Annotated in this window: 17 protein-coding genes; 6 read left to right on the top strand and 11 right to left on the bottom strand. The window is 56.4% G+C overall.

Annotation, left to right across the window (positions count from 1 at the left end; genetic code table 11):
* Window positions 1-43 precede the first annotated feature (43 nt).
* The gene (locus B5E42_RS06035) at window positions 44-1,597 is read right to left on the bottom strand and encodes a recombinase family protein (RefSeq protein WP_087237685.1); all 1,554 of its coding nucleotides are present in this window, start codon (window positions 1,595-1,597) and stop codon (window positions 44-46) included.
* A gap of 450 nt (window positions 1,598-2,047) precedes the next feature.
* Between B5E42_RS06035 and B5E42_RS18750 the strand changes: the two genes are divergently transcribed.
* Window positions 2,048-4,546: a hypothetical protein gene (locus B5E42_RS18750; protein ID WP_141242471.1), complete on the top strand. Its 2,499-nt coding sequence runs from the start codon at window positions 2,048-2,050 to the stop codon at window positions 4,544-4,546.
* On the top strand, window positions 4,527-5,459 hold the full coding sequence (locus B5E42_RS18745) for a hypothetical protein (RefSeq protein ID WP_141242470.1): 933 nt from the start codon (window positions 4,527-4,529) through the stop codon (window positions 5,457-5,459). The genes B5E42_RS18750 and B5E42_RS18745 overlap by 20 nt, the downstream gene beginning before the upstream one ends.
* 171 nt (window positions 5,460-5,630) lie before the next feature.
* Here B5E42_RS18745 and B5E42_RS06030 read toward each other — a convergent pair whose 3' ends face one another.
* From B5E42_RS06030 to B5E42_RS06010, 5 genes are all read right to left on the bottom strand, one after another.
* A complete protein-coding gene (locus tag B5E42_RS06030; protein WP_087237682.1) occupies window positions 5,631-6,821 on the bottom strand; it encodes an IS256 family transposase in 1,191 nt (396 codons plus the stop codon).
* A 202-nt stretch (window positions 6,822-7,023) separates the two neighbouring features.
* The gene (locus tag B5E42_RS06025) at window positions 7,024-8,316 is read right to left on the bottom strand and encodes an ATP-binding protein (RefSeq protein ID WP_204244381.1); all 1,293 of its coding nucleotides are present in this window, start codon (window positions 8,314-8,316) and stop codon (window positions 7,024-7,026) included.
* Window positions 8,317-8,417: 101 nt separating this feature from the next.
* Complete coding sequence (locus B5E42_RS06020; RefSeq protein ID WP_087237678.1) at window positions 8,418-8,717, bottom strand: SWIM zinc finger family protein; 300 nt, start codon at window positions 8,715-8,717, stop codon at window positions 8,418-8,420.
* Between the two features lie 15 nt (window positions 8,718-8,732).
* Window positions 8,733-9,848 (bottom strand): site-specific integrase, encoded by a 1,116-nt coding sequence (locus tag B5E42_RS06015; protein ID WP_087237676.1) that lies wholly within the window; start codon window positions 9,846-9,848, stop codon window positions 8,733-8,735.
* Window positions 9,849-10,097: 249 nt separating this feature from the next.
* Window positions 10,098-10,514, bottom strand: a complete 417-nt coding sequence (locus B5E42_RS06010) for a hypothetical protein (RefSeq protein ID WP_242967037.1) — start codon at window positions 10,512-10,514, stop codon at window positions 10,098-10,100.
* Window positions 10,515-10,647: 133 nt separating this feature from the next.
* Here B5E42_RS06010 and selD point away from each other — a divergent pair, with 133 nt between their 5' ends.
* Window positions 10,648-11,691: a selenide, water dikinase SelD gene (gene selD / locus B5E42_RS06005; protein ID WP_087237674.1), complete on the top strand. Its 1,044-nt coding sequence runs from the start codon at window positions 10,648-10,650 to the stop codon at window positions 11,689-11,691.
* An 81-nt stretch (window positions 11,692-11,772) separates the two neighbouring features.
* Complete coding sequence (gene udk / locus B5E42_RS06000; RefSeq protein WP_087237672.1) at window positions 11,773-12,390, top strand: uridine kinase; 618 nt, start codon at window positions 11,773-11,775, stop codon at window positions 12,388-12,390.
* Between the two features lie 143 nt (window positions 12,391-12,533).
* On the opposite strand, the gene gap is transcribed toward udk, so the two are convergent.
* The gene (gene gap, locus B5E42_RS05995; RefSeq protein ID WP_087237670.1) at window positions 12,534-13,547 is read right to left on the bottom strand and encodes a type I glyceraldehyde-3-phosphate dehydrogenase; all 1,014 of its coding nucleotides are present in this window, start codon (window positions 13,545-13,547) and stop codon (window positions 12,534-12,536) included.
* Between the two features lie 276 nt (window positions 13,548-13,823).
* Here gap and B5E42_RS05990 point away from each other — a divergent pair, with 276 nt between their 5' ends.
* Window positions 13,824-14,609 (top strand): HAMP domain-containing sensor histidine kinase, encoded by a 786-nt coding sequence (locus B5E42_RS05990; RefSeq protein ID WP_087237668.1) that lies wholly within the window; start codon window positions 13,824-13,826, stop codon window positions 14,607-14,609.
* Between the two features lie 57 nt (window positions 14,610-14,666).
* Here B5E42_RS05990 and sleB read toward each other — a convergent pair whose 3' ends face one another.
* Complete coding sequence (gene sleB, locus B5E42_RS05985; RefSeq protein ID WP_242967055.1) at window positions 14,667-15,278, bottom strand: spore cortex-lytic enzyme; 612 nt, start codon at window positions 15,276-15,278, stop codon at window positions 14,667-14,669.
* 188 nt (window positions 15,279-15,466) lie between these two features.
* Here sleB and B5E42_RS05980 point away from each other — a divergent pair, with 188 nt between their 5' ends.
* Window positions 15,467-15,754, top strand: a complete 288-nt coding sequence (locus B5E42_RS05980; RefSeq protein WP_242967036.1) for a translation initiation factor 2 — start codon at window positions 15,467-15,469, stop codon at window positions 15,752-15,754.
* Between the two features lie 238 nt (window positions 15,755-15,992).
* On the opposite strand, the gene B5E42_RS05975 is transcribed toward B5E42_RS05980, so the two are convergent.
* From B5E42_RS05975 to B5E42_RS05965, 3 genes are all read right to left on the bottom strand, one after another.
* Entirely contained in the window at window positions 15,993-17,873 is a 1,881-nt protein-coding gene (locus tag B5E42_RS05975; RefSeq protein ID WP_087238257.1) for an S-layer homology domain-containing protein, read from the bottom strand.
* 254 nt (window positions 17,874-18,127) lie between these two features.
* The gene (locus B5E42_RS05970) at window positions 18,128-19,354 is read right to left on the bottom strand and encodes an ABC transporter permease (RefSeq protein WP_087237662.1); all 1,227 of its coding nucleotides are present in this window, start codon (window positions 19,352-19,354) and stop codon (window positions 18,128-18,130) included.
* On the bottom strand, window positions 19,351-20,106 hold the full coding sequence (locus tag B5E42_RS05965; RefSeq protein ID WP_087237660.1) for an ABC transporter ATP-binding protein: 756 nt from the start codon (window positions 20,104-20,106) through the stop codon (window positions 19,351-19,353). The genes B5E42_RS05970 and B5E42_RS05965 overlap by 4 nt, the downstream gene beginning before the upstream one ends.
* Between the last annotated feature and the right edge of the window lies 1 nt (window position 20,107).

Here is a 20,107-nt window from a genome sequence, read left to right as displayed (position 1 = left end):
CTTTAGGACACCTCGCAGGGCTTCGGCGTGAGCCCCACATTTCTTAGAATTTCCAGTGTATTTTGACCTCTTGCCGGCCTGTTTCTGGGTCCTGCTCACCAATCTCGATTTTCTCGATCAGCATCACCGCCAGCTCCCGGGGGAGGGCCTTAAGTTCCAGTAACTCCCGGGCCTTGGCCATGACCTCTTCCTGATTGCGGGGCTGCTCCTGCTCGGAGAACTCCTGATCAATCTGGGCCAGCCGCCGCTCCAGGCGGCTTTTTTCCGTCAGAAAATCCTGGTTCAGTTCCACGAACTGTCCTTCACTGAGCACACCGGACACCTTATCCAAGTACAGGTTTTTCAGGGCCATGCTCCGCTTCTCCAACTGGGCACTCAGGGTCTTCTGCTCCTGCAGCAGGGCCTCACGGTGGTCGTCCTTTGGCAGCGGGAGCTCCAGCTCCTCCAAATGGTAGTACGCCCCGATGTAGTCCCGGATGCGTTGGGAAACCAGTTCTATCAGCCGGTCCAGCCGAATGGAGTGGCGGGTACACAACTTCTTTGTCCCGCTGTCGGCATAAAGCTTACAGCGAAGATAATATACCTGCGCTTTCCCCTTTTTCCCGTTGGAGGTCTTGCTCATGGTGCCGCCGCAGTCCATGCACTTCACAAGGCCCGCCAGAGGGTGCACCATGCCGGTACCGTCTTCCCGAGAGCGGATGTCCAGATTCCGCTGGACGGTCTCAAAGGTCTCCCGGTCGATGATGGCCTCGTGGGTGCCCTCCACCCGGAACCAGCGGTCCCGGGGCATGACGATGATAGCCTTGGATTTGTAACTGGCCTTTTTAGTCCGCCCCTGCACCATGACGCCGGTGTAGATCTCATTGCGGAGGATCCGCCATACGGTATTTTTGTTCCAGAGTCCGAAATCCTGCTTGCAGAAGTGGTTGCTGTCCCAGCCCCGCTCTGCCTTGTACCGGGTAGGATTAACCACCCCCAGGTCGTTGAGCATGTGGGCGATGCTCTGCTTGCCGTGACCCTCCAGGGACCAGCGGAAGATTTGCCGCACCACCTCCGCCGCCTCCGGGTCCACCAGGAGATGCCCCTTGTTGTCCGGGTCCTTCCGGTAGCCGTAGATGGGGAATCCGCCGATGTACTGCCCCTGCCGCCGCTTCATGTCAAAGACCATGCGGATGTTTTCCGACAGGTCCTCCAGGTACCATTCATTGATGAGGCCATTGATCTGCCGGGCCTTTTTATTGCCCTTTATCTCCGTGTCGGCGTTGTCGGCCACGGCGATGAATCGGACTCCCCAGAGGGGAAACAGGCCGTGGATGTACTTCTCCACTAGCTCCATGTCTCGGGTAAACCGGGACTGGCTCTTGCAGAGGATGATTTGAAACTTCTTCTCCTGGGCCGCTCGGATCATCCGGTTGAAGTCCGGCCGCAGACTGTCGGCCCCGGAGTAATCCTCATCGCAATAGATATGGTAGATGTCCCACCCCCGCTCCACGGCGTAGTGGATCAGCAGGGACTTCTGGTTCTGGATGCTCTCGGATTCCTTCTGCTGCTTGTCTTCGTCCTCCTTACTCAGTCGTGTATAGATCGCACAAAGAATATGTCACACCTCCTAAAAGGCGTAACTGCTCGTTTCCATCTTAGCACTGAGAGCAGTGATACGGCAAGAAATTATTTGAAATCCCTACGCCGCCAAAACGCAGCGTAGGGATCATTTGGTGAGTTCTTTTGTAAGCCAGGCTGTGATGGCCTGCTGGATGATGGTGCTGATCGGGGACTCGTCGCTGGATTGTCGCTGCTCGATTAAGATGAATATTGGATCGTTCATAAAACACCTCCAGGGAACTCTATGAGTTAATGGCGTAAGATATGAAAAAGTAGATATACGAGATGTACATCTACTTTCCAAATATAGTAATTGGGCAAAGTTGAACTAATACATATAGGCTTCATTGCATTTCCAGCTAAAGAAACGAATTGGGTCATTCCATTGTGTGGAATACTAAAATGTGGTATATTCAAGTAAGAATCCGTAGTTCGGAGGCGTGTTATGAATTCTAAATGGTATTGGCTTATTCGCCAAAAATGCAGGAACTTAAAGTTTCAAATTAAGAAAGCTGCTTTTAGACTGAATGAGAGAAAAGAGTCGTCGGAACGGTTATCTTCTTTTTCAAGAATAGTAATACGAACGTTGTTAGTCCAGGTTGCTATAAATCTCGTCTTAGTTGCCGTATTATACGTTGGTGACAAGTTGTTGTTGTCTGCTATGGAGATATTGGCAAAAACTCAAACATATCCATTAATAGCTGCATTGTCAGAGAGTATTCTAGTTGATATCGTAATCGGTGGTATAGGTGTTGCCGGTGTAATTCTTGGTTTGTACTGTTCAAATATGACCTCGGTGTATTCATCTAAATACACAAATGCTCCAGCAACAATATCTTCAGCATTCCAAAGAGATGTGGTAACTAACCGATGCATCAAGCAAATAACAGGATACATTATCTTTTGTGTCATTATTCTGTTTGGGTGCCTTATAGGAATTTCTTTTTCTTATTTCTCAATTATTGCTCTACTCTTTTTAACCATCCGGATGATCATCACATTTAGTATTACTGGAAACCGAATGTATCAGCTATCCAATACATTTAACATTTCTGATAATCTTTATCCCGAAATATATTCTGCAATTCGAAAAATATCAGTAAATAATCACTTTTCAAACGATCCCAATTTTCAAAACCACTATCAAAAAATTTGCACAAAGCAATTTAAGATTCTACAGGACATTGCTGCATATAACAAAGATAACCCTATTAACCAAAACCCCGCTATGCTCTCTTTCATAAATAACAATTTGGCGCTTATAAGTGTTTATTGGGGCGTTAAAGAAAAAATTTATTATGATTCTTTTTGGTACCGATCAGAGACACAGTATAAAAAATGGCATACTGCAACAGATACCGAAATCAGTCTGGCGCTAAATACGGGAGTATCACTTCAGGCAATGAGCGGAATAAAAAACAGATGGTGGTTTGAGCAAGATTTACTTCGCATCAACAATATTTGTGTTGAAAAGCTGTGTGCGGAGAATGACCTTAATACACTTTACTCATATCTAAATATTGTCGCCCAGTTATCGAGCCAAGCAACGGAAAGTGGCTGCCTATTGTTTTGGACAAAAAGTGTTGTTGATCTGCAAGGAAAAATTCTACCTGCATGTATTGCGTGTGCTAAAAGTGATGACAAAAATCACGTTATATTGGCCGCTGCAATTGCAGATGTATTTATTGGAATATATATAAATATCATCATTGGAATAAATAAATATCTTAGAGAATTAAATATTGACTCTTTGTTAAACTGTGCAACAGAAGCATGTTCTTATGAGCAATTAAAACCGAACAACAGATACTACAACAATCATTTCGTAGAGCATTTATTTAATTGCATTTTTGCAGAACTCAGGATCGAATCAAAACGGGTAACTCCTGACTGGTACATAAAACAAGCTGTTGCATATACGGTTTATCAGGACTTAAATGATGTTGTTGACTCAATGGATAAAATTTATAATAATGTTTTCTCCGTAGGAAAACGTTTGACCGAAAATAAATGCTATCTGCAAGGAGCAACAGTGCTTTCACGCTTGTTTGAGTTGTCTTCAAAAGCATCTATGGCTTTGATAACCCTGAACACTTTTTTCCCAAAACTTGAAGCACTGCATTTTGAGCCAACGGTCGTATGGGACGAATGCCATTTGAAGCAATTTTTAACCAGAAGAAAAGAAATAGAAAAAAGATTTCCTCCGTATTTGGTAAAATGTTGTGGTGAGACGACACTTGCTCATTGGAGGGATCGAGAGGATTTTCCTGATTCCTTGGGTTTTTGTTACAACCAGCTATGTGAATATTTGGTTGTGGCAATTGAGGATGATGATTTCGAATCGTTTAAATCTGCATATTCAGGATTCTTTGGAGTAGTTCTGCTATACCACGAATACGTGAGATCAGATGTAGTAAAAATTAAAGAACTACATAAGCAAAGTGCCGTATTCCATGTTGTTACTGCGCCTCTTATAGAATATGCAATTATTAGTGGACTAGCAATATTGTGGGGTGAGTTTTCTAAGAATAGACAATGGAGGGAGCTAGTCGATGCAGAGTTAAGTGAATTTGTAAGCAAAGATGAAAAGAAAAGAGAAATACTAACGAAAATAATTGAAATGCTATCTTACAGAAAAGGCCATATGCTTGGAATTGGAAACCGCGACCTGATTCAGACAAACTGGGTGCAAAGAATTACTAATTCGATTCGAGTGAGCGGTCTTTGTCATTACGAATATAAAGACTGGGGAATCAAAGTCCCGAAAACAGAAAGTACTTTATTAAAAGCTTTTTGTGGAACATCGTTTGAAAATCTTGGATTTGCAGATAATGTTGAGGATTTGTATTTAATCCTTTGCCTTAATCAGTATGTTCCTTCCGAGAAACAATATGAAAGTCGGTCTAAATGGGAGAAGAATTTGCATGAGACAGATACACAATGAACTTACCTCCTCGCAACAAACACCTAGAGCATATCTTCACCATCATTACAAATATAAACGTGGAATGCATTCACATATGTTTGTAGAAGATTTTTGTAGGTCATTTTCGATTAAGCTTGCCCCAATCGAGCAACATGATGAATTCTATGATGTAAGTCCCGCCGATGATTTGTTGAAAAAACTTCTCACATTTGATGACTATTCTTTCTTCAGATATTCTTTTGATAAATTACTGGACACGCTCATGTATCATTTGATATTGAATGGAACGGCATATTTGGAAATTGTAAAGTGGATTGACTCGAGAGGAACCCTTCAGGGAATAGGACTTGTTCCAATCTGCGTTTCCAAAGGTATCAAAGCAAAAAAAGTATATAAATTTTTTGCAAAAACTCCCGATGGACAAAGTCGAATTATGTTTAAGGTGAATAATCAAAGTGTTGTTCCCTTTTACTTGAAAGACTTGGGTTTCAAGAAGACGTATTTTCGGCAACTTCTTAATAAATTTTCTCGATTTGACACGCTCGGAACTACTAATTTAGCGCTTGATAAAAGTCTCGAGGGAATTTATAACTTTACTGAACATCAAAAGCAATTGGAGTTTCAGTTTCTAAATTGTACACGGAAAATATTTTGGAATGGTAGAAATTACTCAAATCAACATTTGAGTGAAAGTTATCTGCTATATAGAGCCGCATATGCTGATATGTTGCAGTATAGATTTTTAGATTATATGCTACAGAAACTGAATAATGGTTTTGAGCCTTTAAGGCAAGAGTTTGGCTTTGTAGGGAGAATCATAACACCATTACCTAGAATTAATTATAATCAGCATCTTGCCGAGTATCATGATGGCAAAATAAATGCTTCGCAATTGAGAGATATTATTTTAAAAAAGAATCTTCGGAATTAGCCCCGAAAAAACGACTCTATATCTGAGGTGTACACATAGGAGTTGAAATACATAGTCTTAACGATTTTTTTCAAGTTTTAGCCAAATACAAATGGTGAATGCACTACCTTAGGAATTGGTCGTGTCAAGAATTTTTCGCACTTTAGTTCGCAGACTCTGCCGTAAATGAAGTCAGCCAGCAATGGAGGCATCCTCCAAGGTCGCCTCCAGGTGCTTCATGTTCATGTACTTCTTGTTGCCCCACTGAGTACCGGCTACATGGCGCAGCCGGGCACAAACCAGCATTAGAGCTGAGTTGCCGTCCGGGAAGCTGCCAACCACACGGGTACGGCGGCGGATCTCTCGGTTCAGCCTCTCAATCACATTATTGGTACGGATACGGGTCCAGTGCTCACTGGGAAAATCGCAATAGGTCAGCGTTTCCTCAATGCCATTCTCCACCTTCTGGGCGGCCTCTTTCAGTTTCATGGAGCGCAGTTCCTCCACCACGGCCTTGGCCTTTTCCCGGGCAGCTTTCTTGCTCTCCTGAGCATGGATCGCCTTGAGCATTTTGGCTACCAGCTTCACCTTAGAGCGAGGTGTGACCGAGAACACATTACGGTAAAAGTGGACGGTACAACGCTGGTATTTGGCCTCAGGAAACACTTCTCCCACAGCTTCCAGCATGCCAAGGCACTTGTCGCCAACAATGAGCTTCACGCCATCCAGGCCACGGCTATGCAGCCACTGGAAGAAACTGACCCAGCTGGCTTTGTCCTCCTTCATACCCTCGGCAGCGCCAAGAACCTCACGATATCCGTCCTCATTGACCGCAATCGCCACCAGAATAGCCACATTTTCAAACTCTCCACCCCAGTTACGGCGCAGGTAGATCCCATCCACATAGACATACGGATAGCGTCCGCCCTGCAGAGGGCGGTTCCGCCAATCCTCAATGTGGACATACGCTTTCTTGTTCAGCTCACTGATGGTGGAGGGTGAGACCTTGCTGCCCCAGAGGGCCTCGGTGATGTCCTCCACGCGCCGGACGGATACGCCGGCCAGGTACATCTCAATGAGAGCCTCTTCCACGCTGCTTTCCCGGCGGCGATACCGCTCAATGATAGCCGTTTCAAAGGAGATCCCTTTCAGCTTAGGCACCTTGAGGGTGACATCCCCGGAAGTGGTGGTGAGGTTGCGGTTGTAGTGGCCGCTGCGGTAGCCCTGGCGCTGCTCATTACGCTCGTACCGGGCTGCTTGAGTCAATTTCTCTGCCTCAGCCTCCAGCAGCTCGTTGAGGGTTTCCTCTACACTTCCGCGTACAAGTTCCTTGAGCTGCCCCTTGATAACTTCTTCGTTTAGCTGTACAATTTTCTCGGACATGGTTTGCTGTCTCCTTTCGAATGGTGTGTCGCGACTTCATTCTACCAGAGATCTGCAAACCATGTCTCTTTTTATTTTTGCGAAATTTATTCTACCTGACCTAGGAATTTTTACTCGACTAGTAATCCTATGAGCTTAGTTTAAATATAGAAGGCGAGGTTTCCTGTTTTCAGGATGCCTCGCCTTCTATGTCTCTCCATTCTTATATACAAAACACCGCATACAGCGGAACAGCTTTCAACCCATCCTTCTCTCCAAAGTTCTTCAACGACAGCCGGATGGAGTAGGCAGGCTTATAGTTGCTCACAAAAACGCTGAGGCTGCGGGAGTGGACATGCTCTCCTTTTTTAACCTCAACCCCAATGATCTGATTTCCCTTCTGCAGCACAAAATCCAGCTCCGCGGTACTGCTGCTTTCCCAATAGTACAGATCATACCCCTTGGCGGCCAGTTGCTGGGCCACATAGTTCTCGGTAAGCGCCCCCATAAAGGTATTCCCTTCACCGGAGAGCACCGTCTGTTGAGAGATCCCGGATTTCATCGTCAGCAGCCCCACATCGCCCATGTAAAGTTTGAAGGCGGAGAGGTCTGCGTAGACAGCAATGGGTTCAAAGGCCTGATTGATGCGCTGGCATTTCAGCACCACGCCCGCCAGATTCAGCCACTCGATAGAGGCCCCGAACAGCGTGGCGCTGCCGCCCTTCTGCACCACCTTGTATTGGAACTTCTTGTTGTCTTTGGCCAGCTGCGCCGGAATGGAGTTGTAGCAGGCGCGGATCTTCACGCTGTCGGCGTTGCTGGCGTATTTGGCCATGTCCGCGATGTAGTTGTCCAGGATCTCGCTTTGCACCAGCGGCACATCCAGAAAACTCCTTCGTTTCAAAAAAGCATTGATGCAAGCCGGCATACCACCGATGAGCAGATACTCCCGATACAGCTCGATAGCCTCCTGATGCAGGGCATCAGGCAACGGCTCCATGGAGTCATAGGCGGCCCGGATTTCCCTGCAGAGGAATTCCTTGCCCCTGGCCCAGAGATACTCCTCAAAATCCAGCGGATAGAGGGTGATGGTTTCCACCTTGCCTACCGGAAAGGAATATTTTTGCCGGTTGATGGCTACGCCCAGCAGGCTGCCTGCGGCGGCGATGTGAAATTCGGGCGTTTCCTCGCAGAAGTATTTCAGCGCCGTCAGCGCCCGCTCACAGGACTGGATCTCATCGAAGATAATCAGCGTTTCACTGGGGATAATGTGCTCGCCAGTGGAGGCCTCCAGATACCGCAACAGGCGCTCAGGCTGGATATTCTCATCGAAATAGGAAGCCACTGTCAGATTCGTCTCCAGATTGATATAGACCACATTGCTAAACTGTTCCTCGCCAAACCTGCGGAGAATATAGGTTTTTCCCACCTGTCGGGCGCCGTTGACGATCAGCGGCAGGCGGTCGGCAGTCTTTTGTTTCCAGGCAAGTAGCTGTCCCTCGATCTTGCGCTTCATATTCCTCACCTCACGAGTACAGGATATCTTTAATTCGCAGTTAAGTCAAGAAAAATATGTCGTTTTAATATTTTCCTTGACTTAACTCTGCTTATCCTGTTTTACCTCGGCATGCACCCGGAGAAAAAGACCGTTTTACGCTCCTCCATATCGTACATCATCGCCGCCAGATGGACGCAGAGACCGCCGGCGCGGCAGGTGCAGTACAGATCCTTTATCTCTGCGTTTTCGTCTAATGTGATCTCCGCGATGATGCGCTCCCCGTCTTCGGCGGGGAACTCCGCGTCAAATTCATAGGTATCGCTGGGCTGGACTTCAAAGGGCTGGATGCTCTCGTAATACCGTTTGGTGAGTGCCAGATCCTCCGCCGACAGGCTTTTCAAAATCCCATGAATCGTCATGGCATATTCCTCCAGTTAAATTTTTTTCAGCGTCTGTGCGCTGGCCAGTTTTGTTTCATATTCCAGGTGGGCATACAGGTCTGCCGTTGTGAACAGCGTACTGTGTCCCAGCCATTGCTGCACCTCAATCAGGGGCGTCCGCTTCTGGATCAGGAGGGAGGCACAGGTGTGCCGGAGGTCATGCAGGCGGATCTCCCGCAGACCGTGATCCCGGAGAAACTCTTTGAAGCTTTGACTGAGGTAGTTGGATGCGATGGGCTCTCCCTCCGGATTCAGGCAGAGGTAGTTCTCTGGCGGCGGAGTTTCCTCCCCATAGCGGTGTCGTTTTTCCTCCTGCAAAATGGCGGCGATCTCCTCCGGCATGGGAAGTGTGCGGCAGCTGGCTTTCTGCTTCATAGTATCCCTCCCCACGGAAACCTGTTGGCCACCTACCTCCTGATAGACCCTGGTATGCTGAATCTGGATGGTACCCACGGAGAAATCAACGCTCCGCCATTGAATCCCCAGCACCTCGCTGCGGCGCAGGCCGTAGAACAGGCACAGCATTACGGGCAGCCAGAGCCAGTGGCCCCGGAGCTTGTGCAGCAGTTCATTTGCCTCCTCCAGTGAGTAATACCGCGGGATATAGGGTGTTTTCTTCGGTCGCTCCACGATTTCGGCTACATTCCGGTCCACCAGGTCCAGCCGCACCGCGTCTTTCAGAGCCTTGTGGATATTGGCGTGATGGTGGAGAATCGTATTGCCCGATACCCCGGACGCCAGGAGATCGTCGTAGTATCCCTGTATATCTGAAGCGCGCAGCCCGGCCAGTGTGATGCGCCGCTCTCGAAAATAGGGACAGATGCTGTTTTCCACCAGATTCCGATAGCTGGTATAGGTGGTGGGGGACACTTTTGCTTTCATGGTCCCCAGCCACTGGAGCATATAGTCTGCAAACAGCAGCCCGCTTCCCCCCTTGGAATCTGCGTATTGATGCCGGGTCTGAAACAGCAGTTCCTCCGCCCGCTTTCGATTGCCCGGTACTGGGAGATGGGTGGCGATCCACTTCGTCTTTCGTTTCCCGGCTTCGTCATGCAAATTGAGTACTATGTACCAATAGCCTTTTTTCTGCTGCAAGTGTCCTGCAACCATCTTTTCTCCTCCCAATAGATAAAGTCAAGGGAGCACGGCCAGGCGCACTCCCCTTTACAATCCGTGTATATTCACTTTTAAGCTGCCCCATATGGAAATGTTAGACGCAGCGGACTCAAAATCCGTTACGTGCATTACTGTGTGAGTTCGAATCCCGCCGCCGATGGAACGTGCCTATGGCAGAGGCTTAATCTGATAAATCAACTCGTTACGATCAGTAGCGGGTTGATTTTTTTTGAGCAGCTACGCCTATTTTTGAATGCTTGTCCAATAAAAGTGTCCCAAGTAAACACGCCCGGTGCTGGTGCCGTCCAAAAGCCGATCCTGCAAACCCTTGCAAATACTGACTTTTTTCGCAGGGTGTCCTAATGGTGCTGTGCCATGGGGCGAAGTGCCGTCCACCAGGGCGGTTTTCAGGGCGGGGATCACCACCGCGTCCAGGGAGTCCGGGTCGCCGGAGCAGACGATGTACTCCACGTCCAGGCCGTGCTCCTCCATGGCCGCCCCCACCCGGCGCATGAGGGAGGACTTGCCGCAGCCCGGGCCGCCCTTCAGAATGTAGATGCTCCGGGCCTCCTCCGGGCGGAACAGCTCGTCGTACAGGGAATGGAAGCCGCCGGGGGAGTTGGCCCCCAGGTAAAAGCACACCTTCGGTTCTGTTTGCATGCGTGACCCCTCCAGAAGTTGAATTTTTCCGCTCCAGCCTATGCGCCGATGGAAACGGGGGTGCGCTTTCCCCGTTGCCTTTTGGGGCGAAATGGGGTACACTGGAGACAAATCCGCGAGAGGGGGTGACGATATGCCGTACGAGAAGCTGCGCCTGACCGCCATGACCACGGCGGGCGGGTGAGGGGCCAAGCTGGGGCCGGGTGCCCTGAAATCCGTGTTGTCCGGGCTGCCCCGGATCTCTGACCCCAACCTGCTGGTGGGCTTTGACGAGAGCGACGACGCCGCCGTCTACCGCCTCAGCGATGAGCTGGCCCTGGTGCAGACCGTGGACTTCTTCCCGCCGGTGGTGGACGATCCCTATGACTTCGGCCGCATCGCCGCGGCCAACGCCCTGTCCGACGTGTACGCCATGGGGGGCGAGCCCAGGCTGGCCATGAACCTGCTGGCCGTCCCCGGCTGCCTGCCCCGGGAGGCGGTGGGCGCCATTCTGGAGGGGGGCGCGGCCAAGGCGGCGGAGGCCGGCGCGGTGATCGCCGGCGGCCACAGCATTGAGGACGCGGAGCCCAAGTACGGCCTGTGCGTCACCGGACTGGTTCACCCGAACCGGGTGCTCACCAACACCGGCGCCCGGGAGGGGGATATCCTGGTGCTCACCAAGCCCCTGGGCACCGGCATCCTCACCACCGCCGCCAAGGCGGAGCTGCTGGATGAACAGGCCTATCGGGCCCTGGTGGAGCAGATGGCGGCCCTCAACAAGGCCGCCGCGCAGGCCGCCGCACCCCTGTGCCCCCATGCCTGCACCGACATCACCGGCTTCGGCCTGCTGGGCCACCTGAAGGAGCTGGCGGAGGGCTCGGGCCGCACCGCGGAGGTGTGGGCCGGGAAAGTGCCCCTTCTGCCCCAGGCCCTGGAGCTGGCCCGGGACGGCATCATCCCCGCCGGGGCCTATCGCAACCGGGACTTTGCCGGGCCGGACGCGGCGGCGGACAGCGCCGTGCCCCAGGCGGTGCTGGACTGCCTCTACGATCCCCAGACCTCCGGCGGCCTGCTGCTCAGCATCCCGGAGGAAAGGGCCGGCGAGCTGCTCCGCCGCCTGGCGGATGCTGGCGTCACCGCCGCAGCCGTGGGCCGGGTGTGCCCGCCGGGGGACAAAAAAATTGTGGTCAGACCGTAGCAAATGCGGCGGCGGGAGGGTTGTGCCTCCCGCCGCCGCGTGCTATACTGTAGAAAATTGGGGAAACTGGGGGCGGAAACATTGAACACCATGGTTATCGGCATCGCCGGGGGCACCGGCTCGGGCAAGACCACCCTGACCCTGCGCCTGAAGGAGCGCTTCGGGGAGGACGTGTCCATTCTCTACCACGACAACTATTACCGGCAGCACGACGAGATGCCCTATGAGGAGCGGTGCAAGCTCAACTACGACCACCCGGATGCCTTTGATACGGAGCGGCTGGTGGAGGATCTGCGGGCCCTCCAGCGGGGGGAGACGGTGCACAGCCCCACCTACGACTACACCGTCCACAACCGGGCCGCCGAGACGGTGGAAGTCCGCCCGGCCAAGGTGGTGCTGGTGGAGGGTATCCTGATTTTCGTGGATCCCGTCCTGCGGTCGCTGATGGACATCAAGATCTTCGTGGACACCGACGCGGATGTGCGCATCCTGCGGCGTATCGTGCGGGATGTGAAGAAGCGGGGCCGCTCTCTGGACTCGGTGGTGCAGCAGTACCTCACCACCGTCAAGCCCATGCATGAGCAGTTTGTGGAGCCCTCCAAGCGCTACGCCGACCTGATCGTCCCCGAGGGGGGCAAGAACGCCGTGGCCCTGGAGATGATCATCCAGCGGGTCAAGAGCCACATTGAGCAGAACTGACGCGCACCATTTCCCGTCCGCGCGCTTTTGATTTCATGGCCATGTGCCGCTGAAAGCGGCACATGGCCAATTTTGCTATGCGTTTGCACAGCAAAAAAGAGGAGGCCGCCGGCCTCCTCTTTTTTGCTGCGGTTTTTGGGAAATTACTTGTGATCCACGCTGTACATGTGGGCAATGAGATCCAGCACCTTGTTGGAGTAGCCGATCTCGTTGTCGTACCAGGAGACCACCTTCACGAAGGTGTCGGTCAGGGCGATGCCGGCCTTGGCGTCGAAGATGGAGGTGCGGGTGTCGCCCAGGAAGTCGGAGGACACCACGTCCTCGTCGGTGTAGCCCAGGATGCCCTTCAGCTCACCCTCGGAGGCCTTCTTCATGGCGGCGCAGATCTCGTCGTACTTGGCGGGCTTGGCCAAGTTGACGGTCAGATCCACCACGGACACGTCCAGGGTGGGGACACGCATGGACATGCCGGTCAGCTTGCCGTTGAGCTCGGGGATGACCTTGCCCACGGCCTTGGCGGCGCCGGTGGAGGAGGGGATGATGTTGCCGGCAGCGGCACGGCCGCCGCGCCAGTCCTTCTTGGAGGGGCCGTCCACGGTCTTCTGGGTGGCGGTGGTGGAGTGGACGGTGGTCATCAGGCCGTCGGTGATGCCCCAGTTCTCATGCAGCACCTTGGCGATGGGGGCCAGGCAGTTGGTGGTGCAGGAGGCGTTGGACACGAAGGTCATGTCGGGGGTGTACTTGTCCAGGTTGACGCCGCAGACGAACATGGGGGTGTCGTCCTTGGAGGGAGCGGACATGACCACCTTCTTGGCGCCGGCGTCGATGTGGGCCTGGGCCTTCTCCTTGGTCAGGAACACGCCGGTGGACTCCACCACGTACTCGGCGCCCGCCTCGCCCCAGGGGATGTCCTTGGGATCCATGCAGGCGAAGAAGCGAACCTTCTTGCCGTTGACGATGATGGCGTCGTCGGTGTACTCGATGGTGCCGTCGAAGCGGCCGTGCATGGTATCGTAACGGAGCATATAGGCCATGTAGTCGGGGGTCATGAAGGGGTCGTTGATGCCGACAAACTCGATGTCAGGACGGTTGATGCCCGCGCGGAAGACCAGACGGCCGATGCGGCCAAAACCGTTAATGCCAACTTTAATGCTCATACTGAATCGCTCCTTTGTTCTAAATAGATTCTTAGATGCTCTTATTCAGCGCGCCTACATTATAAACGAAACCGCGCCGGTTGAAAAGGGGGAAATGCGAAATCTTACTGGGGAAACTATATAAATTTACAGGGGGAGTATCGGTAAACGCGGCGGTTTCGACAGATTTCGACATTTTCGCTTGAGGCTCGAGCCAAATTTTGTTATACTGGCTTTACCATAGGAATTTAGGGCCGGCCTGCACAAGCTATGGATGACCGGAAGGAGGGGAGCCGTTTGGCATTTCAGACGGAGGATCTGGGGCCGCTCCTGGCGGAGCAGCTCCGGCAGCAGATGAACAACCTGGCGGCGGCGGTGCAGCTGCTCACCCCGGTGGTGCAGGAAAAGGGGGGCGCGCAGTACGACCCCTATCTGGCCATCCTGCACCAGAGCCTGTACCGCATGATGCGCATGGTGGGCAACCTGGAGTACCTGGAGCTGCCCGAGGAGGATACGCCCCTGCGGGAGACCACCCTGGATCTGGCCGGCATGTGCCGGGAGCTGGGGCGGCAGGTGAGCGCCCTGGCGGAGCTGGCCGGGGTGGGCTTCACCTGGGAGGAGGAGGACGGCAGCCTGCTCACCCACGGGGACGCCGCCCAGCTGCGCCGGATGCTGCTCAACCTGATCTCCAATGCCCTCCGGGCGGCGGGAGAGGGCGGCCGGGCGGGGATGCGCCTGGCCCGGCGGGACGGCCGGGCGGTCATCACCGTGTGGGACAGCGGGGCGGGCTTTACGCCGGAGACCGACGAGAACACCCTGCTCCAGCGGCCGGGGAGCCTGGGCCTGGGCCTGCGGGTGGCCCGCCGCATCGCCGCGGCCCACGGGGGCACCATCGTGGTTCAGCAGCAGGAGGGGCGGGGCTCCCGCGCCGTCGTCTCTCTCCCCCTCCGGCCGCCGGAGAAGGGCGAGGTGCTGAAAACCCCCGCCATGGGCTTTGACGGCAGCGGCGGCTTCTCCGACGTGCTGGTGGAGCTGTCCGGTGTGCTGCCCTACCGGGCCTTCCTGCCTGAGGATCTGGAATGAAAGCAGCCGCAAAAAAGGAGGAGGCATGGCCGCGGCCATGTCTCCTCCTTTTGGCTGTCAGGCGCAGAAGCGGTGGCTGCCGATGACCTTGATCAGGGGCCGGCTCCAGATCCACGCGCTGGTGGCGGTGCTGGGGTTGAAGTAGTAGATGGCCCCGCCGCTGGGATCCGCGCCGTTGAGGGCGTCCCGGGCGGCCCGGTAGGCCGAATCGGCCACCGGCTGGTCAATCTGCCCGTCCACCATGCAGGTGAAGGCCCCGGGCTGGTACACCACCCCGGCCACGGTGTTGGGGAAGGAGGGGTGCTCCACCCGGTTGAGGATCACCGCCCCCACCGCCACCTGGCCGCTGTAGGGCTCCCCCCGGGCCTCGGCGGAGATCACCCGGGCCAGCAGCTCCACGGTGCTCTCCTGGCCGGAGCCGCCGCCCCCCGTGGACATGCCCAGGGCCTTCAGGGTGGCCGGGCCCGCGATGCCGTCGGCGGTGAGGCCGTTCTTCCGCTGGAAATACCGCACCGCCTCGGCGGTGCCCGAGCCGAAGATGCCGTCCACCGCGCCGTCGTAGTAGCCCCAGTTTTTCAGCTTGGTCTGGATGATGCGCACCTGCTCGCCGGTGGAGCCCTGCCGGTAGGTGGCCGCCTGGGCCTGCTGGGCCAGGCTGATGACTGCGATGTTGACCGCGAACAAAAGGGCCAGCGACCACGCCAGCCGCCGTCTGTGGGACAATCCCGCCGCCTCCTCTCACTGGACTAGTCTACGGCGGCCCGGGCCGGGATATGAGCGCCAATTCCTTCCACCGGCGGAATGGGCCGGTGAAAAGGGGGCTATACTGGAAGAAAACAGGAAAGGATGTGCTTCCGGTGGTCAAGGGTGTCTCCCGGCAGGTGATTGTGGTCAAGGAACCGGATCCCCGCTTTTTCGAGCAGGCCATTTTTATTTTGAAGGAGGACGCCTTCGGGCAGGGTGTTACGGCGGAGCAGGTGCTCCAGGAGGCCCGGCGGGTGGCCGACGGCTATGTCCGCAAAAATACCGGCCCCGGCCGCCTGCGGCGGCGCATACCCGGCCCCGTCTATGCCGCCGCCGGGGCCCTGGGGGCCACGGCGTGCTGGTGCGCGGCGATCCTCTGCCAGGGAGGCCTGCTGCTCTGAACAGAAGTCAAAAAAGTGGCCGAAGGCCACTTTTTTGAGAAGGCTTGCATGGCGGAAGGGACTCGATTTCTTACGAAAAAGTCGCCCCTTCCGCCATGAGAGGTGTCATTTCCGACGCGCATGTCGCCGGAAATGACGGATTTTCATTTGATTCCTGCGGCTGCGGCCGCAGGAACTCTGCGAGGCTCTCCTTTGCGGAAGTTTTTTGACAGACTGAACTTTCCGATTTTGGAGGGTATCAGCGGGCCAGGATGACGCGGATGCGTCCGCCCTCGTTCTCCGGCTTGTCGTACCAGGCGGTGAGCCGGTAGTCCCCGCCGCTGACCCGCTCCAGGCTGGTCAGCTGGTACTCGTTGTTCTCGTACACATAGACCGCCACGCTGTCGGAGAGGGTGTAGCTGTGGTTCTGGGCGTCCACGATGGTGTTGCCGTTGATGCTGTCCACCTCCACCTCGGTCAGGTTGTAGAGGCGCTCCACGGTGGTGTCGCTCTCCATCTTCACCTGGCAGGGGTCGGATTTCAGATTGTAGATGGTGGTGTCGGAGGTGAAGACCTGCTTCACGCCGCCCACGTCGTAGGTGTAGGCCGAGTTGGTGACCAGGCCGGCGGAGACCTCGCTGACGCCGGTGATGATGCCGTACTGGTGGAGATCGCCGGTGGCGTCCTCCAGGATCATGTGGCTGATCTCCCCCTGGGCGTTGAGGGCGTAGAAACGGATGGTGCTGCCAGTGAGGTTGGCCCCGGCCAGGCGGCTGGGATAGACCTGGATGGGCGTGCAGGTCTCATAGGTGTCGATGATCTGCACATCGGAGGCCAGAGTATACCGGCCCAGGGTCTTGCCGTCGGAGCTCACCCGGCCGGTGAGCTTGGTGGAGCTGAGGCCGCGGATCTCCACGCCGTCCTCGGAGTTGGTGACCCGAACCAGGGCGCCGGCCTCCAGGCTGCGGCTCTCCACCGGGTAGCGGTAGGTGTTGCCGTCGGTGCCGAAGATGGTGGCGGTGCGGGTGTTGTAGCTGTTGCCGTCGCTGTCCTCATAGGTGGTGTTCTCCACGGAGAGAACCACGCCGTAGACCAGATCCTGGGCCAGCGACGCCTCGCCCACGGCGGCCACGCCGCCGTTGCGGCCCAGCAGCAGGGTCACGCTGTCCCCCACCTGGTAGCCGCCCAGGTCGGAGAGCTGATAGGCCGCCTCGGTGGTCTCGATGTCATAGCTCTTGCCCGCCACGGTGACGGAGGTGGGATTGCTGGCCGACGGGGCGGCGGACTCGTAGATGCCGGTGACCTTGTTGGAGTAGGCCCAGATGGTGTGCATGGACTCCGACCAGTAGACCACATCCTGGTTCTGGACGGCGGACAGGGTGCTCTCGCCGCCGTTGCGGTAGACCGTGGCGGAGGCGGTGTCAAAGCCCACCTGGGACTGCCACCCGGAGGAGGCCACCACGGGGCCCTCCATGGCGGAGTTGATCAGGGCCACCCGATCCAGCTCCCCGGCGGTGTTCACCAGGTTCAGGGTGGGCTCCAGCACGTTGAGGTAGTAGGTGCCCTCCTTGTTCTTGGTGATCATCAGGTTGTAGAACAGGTACAGGGCGTCCCGGCGCTTCATGGCGCTGTCCTGGCCGGCGGTGACCCCCTCGTCCAGATCCAGGGCCCGGTACTGGGCCATCTGGCCGGAGGGCCAGACGCCGGTGAAGTCGGCGTCCTCATAGCCCAGCAGGCGCAGCACGATGGTGACGCCCTCGGCCAGGGTGATGGTGCGGCCGGGGTTGAAGTTGCCGTGGAGATCCCCCTGCACCAGGCCCAGATCCACGGCGGCCTTGATGTAGGGCGCGGCCCAGTGGGTCTGGGGCACGTCGGGGTAGGGCTTCACCGCCACGGTGTCGCCCACGGCGTCCCGGCTGGTGGAGGCGGCCACCGCCATCTTGGTGAACTCCGCCCGGGTGACCGAGGCGTCCAGGTTGAGGCTGCCGCTGGCGTCGCCCACCATGATGTCCAGGGCGGCCAGAACCTGGGCGGCGTCCTCCTCCGCCGGAGCGGCGGCCTGGGCCGCCGGCGCCAGCCCGGGCAGCAGGCCCAGCACCAGCACCGCGCACAGCAGGCCGGATAACAGTCGTTGTTTCATCTTCCTTTTCTCCTTCTCATGCTCGTGAAAGTGGAAGCGGGTATACTGGATAAGCTGATCATATACCATCCGCGCCGATTCGGCAAGGGTGTGCCTTTCCGCAGGGAAGGCTTCCCCCTCCCAGGGGGAAGCTGTCAGCCGCAGGCTGACTGATGAGGGTGCGGAGCGAGAGGATCCACCAGCGCCCCCTCATCCGCCCCAGTGTACGCACTGGGGCACCTTCCCCCCTGTGGGGGGAAGGCTGAGGGTGGGCCTCAGTCGTATCTGAGCGCGTCGATGGGGTTGAGCTTGGCCGCCTTGTTGGCGGGCAGGTAGCCGAAGAGCACGCCGATGCCCACGCTGACGCCGAAGGACACCAGGATGCCTCCTGCGCTGGGGATGGCGGCGAAGCCCTCGGCGGTGGGCATGACCATCCCCACCACGGCGGTGAACACGTTGGCAAGCAGGATGCCCAGCAGGATGCCGATCACCCCGCCGATGGCGGAGGTGGTGCCCGCCTCGATGATGAACTGGCCCCGGATGTCCCTGCCCTTGGCGCCCAGGGACTTGCGGATGCCGATCTCCCGGGTGCGCTCGGTGACGGACACCAGCATGATGTTCATGATGCCGATGCCGCCCACCACCAGGGAGATGGCCGCGATCACGATCAGGATGGTCATGAGCACCCCCAGCATGGAGTCCATCATGCTCATCATCTCGGCCATGGTGATGACCTGGTACCAGCTGCTGTCCTCGTAGATGCGGAAGAGCATGCTCTCAATGACGCCCTTGGCGGCGGAGGAGGTGTCCTCGCTGGTGCTGGCCACCAGATAGCCGTTCATGCCGGAGCCGCCCGCCGCCCCGTTGAGCTGGGGGGCCAGGCCGTAGGGCACGTAGATGAAGTCGTCGCCGCTGCCCTCGGTGGAGTCGGCGGTCTCCCTCATGGTGCCGATGACGGTGAAGGGCACGCCGCCGATGGTGAGGCTCTGCCCCACGCCCCTGCCGCCGAACATGGCCTCGTTGAGATAGCTGCCGACCACGCACACGTGCTGGTTCCGCTCCACGTCCACATAGCTGAGGAAGCGGCCGTCCTCCAGCTGCTCGCCGTTGACGGTCTGGCTGGTCTCCGGGTTGTAGACGGTCTCGCTGACGCCGGTGACGCTGGTGCGCTCATACTCGTCGGCACCGTGGCGGACGATGCCGCTGATGGTGAGGGCGGGGGTCACCGAGTCGATGTACTGGGGATATTTCTCCGCCAGCTCATAGAAGTCGTCGGCGTCGGCGTTGCGGTTGCCCGGCTGCTCATACACCATGACCTGGATCAGGTTGACGCCAACCTGCTCAAACTGGCTGTTCATATAGGTCTGCATGCCGGTGCCCAGGGAGACGATGACGATCACCGCCGCCACGCCGATGATGATGCCCAGCATGGTGAGCAGCGCCCGGGCCTTGCTGGTCAGCAGGCTCTTGATGGCCAGGCGGAAGGATTGGCCCACGTTCATACGTTCAGCACCTCCCTGGCCTCTCCGGCGGCCGCCTCGTCCTCCGGCTGCACCACGGCCCGGGGGTCGTGGGCATCGCCGTCGTAGATGATCCTGCCGTCCTGGAGGCGGACGATGCGCCTGGCCTTCACGGCGATGGAGTTGTCGTGGGTGATGAGCACCACCGTGTCCCCCTCGGCGTTGAGCTTCTGGAGGAAGCCCAGCACCTCCCGCCCGGTGCGGGAGTCCAGGGCGCCGGTGGGCTCGTCGGCCAGGATCACCGATGGCTTCCCGGCCAGGGCCCGGGCGATGGACACCCGCTGCTGCTGGCCGCCGGAGAGCTGGCTGGGCAGGTTCTTGCACTTGTCCGCCAGGCCCACCCGCTCCAGGGCCTCCATGGCCCGCCGGTGCCGCTCCGAGGCGGACACGCCGCCGTAGAGCAGGGGCAGCTCCACGTTCTCCAGCACGTTGAGCTTGGGGATGAGGTTGTACTGCTGGAAGATGAAGCCCAGCATCTTGTTGCGGATCTCGGCCTGCTGGTCGTCGTCCATGGTGGACACGTCCACCCCGGCCAGGTGATAGGTGCCGGAGGTGGGCACGTCCAGGCAGCCGATGATGTTCATGGCGGTGGACTTGCCGGAGCCCGACTGGCCCACGATAGCCACGAACTCCCCGGGATCCACCGTCAGGGAGATGCCGTCCAGGGCGTGAACCGCCTCGTCCCCCATCTGGTAGATCTTGTAGACGTCCCTGAGTTCAATGAGGTGTTCCATG

The organism is Flavonifractor sp. An10, from assembly GCF_002161215.1.
Taxonomy (GTDB): Bacteria; Bacillota; Clostridia; order Oscillospirales; family Oscillospiraceae; genus Flavonifractor; species Flavonifractor avistercoris.
This window is presented reverse-complemented; position numbering and strand designations above follow the sequence as displayed.

What these genes read in the sequence shown, in the direction of transcription:
- B5E42_RS18750 (WP_141242471.1), top strand. Translation starts at nt 2,048, where the DNA reads ATGAATTCTAAATGGTATTGGCTTATTCGCCAAAAATGCAGGAACTTA.
- B5E42_RS06010 (WP_242967037.1), bottom strand. Translation starts at nt 10,514, where the DNA reads ATGCAAACAGAACCGAAGGTGTGCTTTTACCTGGGGGCCAACTCCCCC.
- B5E42_RS06020 (WP_087237678.1), bottom strand. Translation starts at nt 8,717, where the DNA reads ATGACGATTCATGGGATTTTGAAAAGCCTGTCGGCGGAGGATCTGGCA.
- B5E42_RS18745 (WP_141242470.1), top strand. Translation starts at nt 4,527, where the DNA reads ATGAGACAGATACACAATGAACTTACCTCCTCGCAACAAACACCTAGA.
- B5E42_RS05975 (WP_087238257.1), bottom strand. Translation starts at nt 17,873, where the DNA reads ATGAAACAACGACTGTTATCCGGCCTGCTGTGCGCGGTGCTGGTGCTG.
- B5E42_RS05970 (WP_087237662.1), bottom strand. Translation starts at nt 19,354, where the DNA reads ATGAACGTGGGCCAATCCTTCCGCCTGGCCATCAAGAGCCTGCTGACC.
- B5E42_RS06030 (WP_087237682.1), bottom strand. Translation starts at nt 6,821, where the DNA reads ATGTCCGAGAAAATTGTACAGCTAAACGAAGAAGTTATCAAGGGGCAG.
- B5E42_RS06025 (WP_204244381.1), bottom strand. Translation starts at nt 8,316, where the DNA reads ATGAAGCGCAAGATCGAGGGACAGCTACTTGCCTGGAAACAAAAGACT.
- gap (WP_087237670.1), bottom strand. Translation starts at nt 13,547, where the DNA reads ATGAGCATTAAAGTTGGCATTAACGGTTTTGGCCGCATCGGCCGTCTG.
- B5E42_RS06015 (WP_087237676.1), bottom strand. Translation starts at nt 9,848, where the DNA reads ATGGTTGCAGGACACTTGCAGCAGAAAAAAGGCTATTGGTACATAGTA.
- B5E42_RS05965 (WP_087237660.1), bottom strand. Translation starts at nt 20,106, where the DNA reads ATGGAACACCTCATTGAACTCAGGGACGTCTACAAGATCTACCAGATG.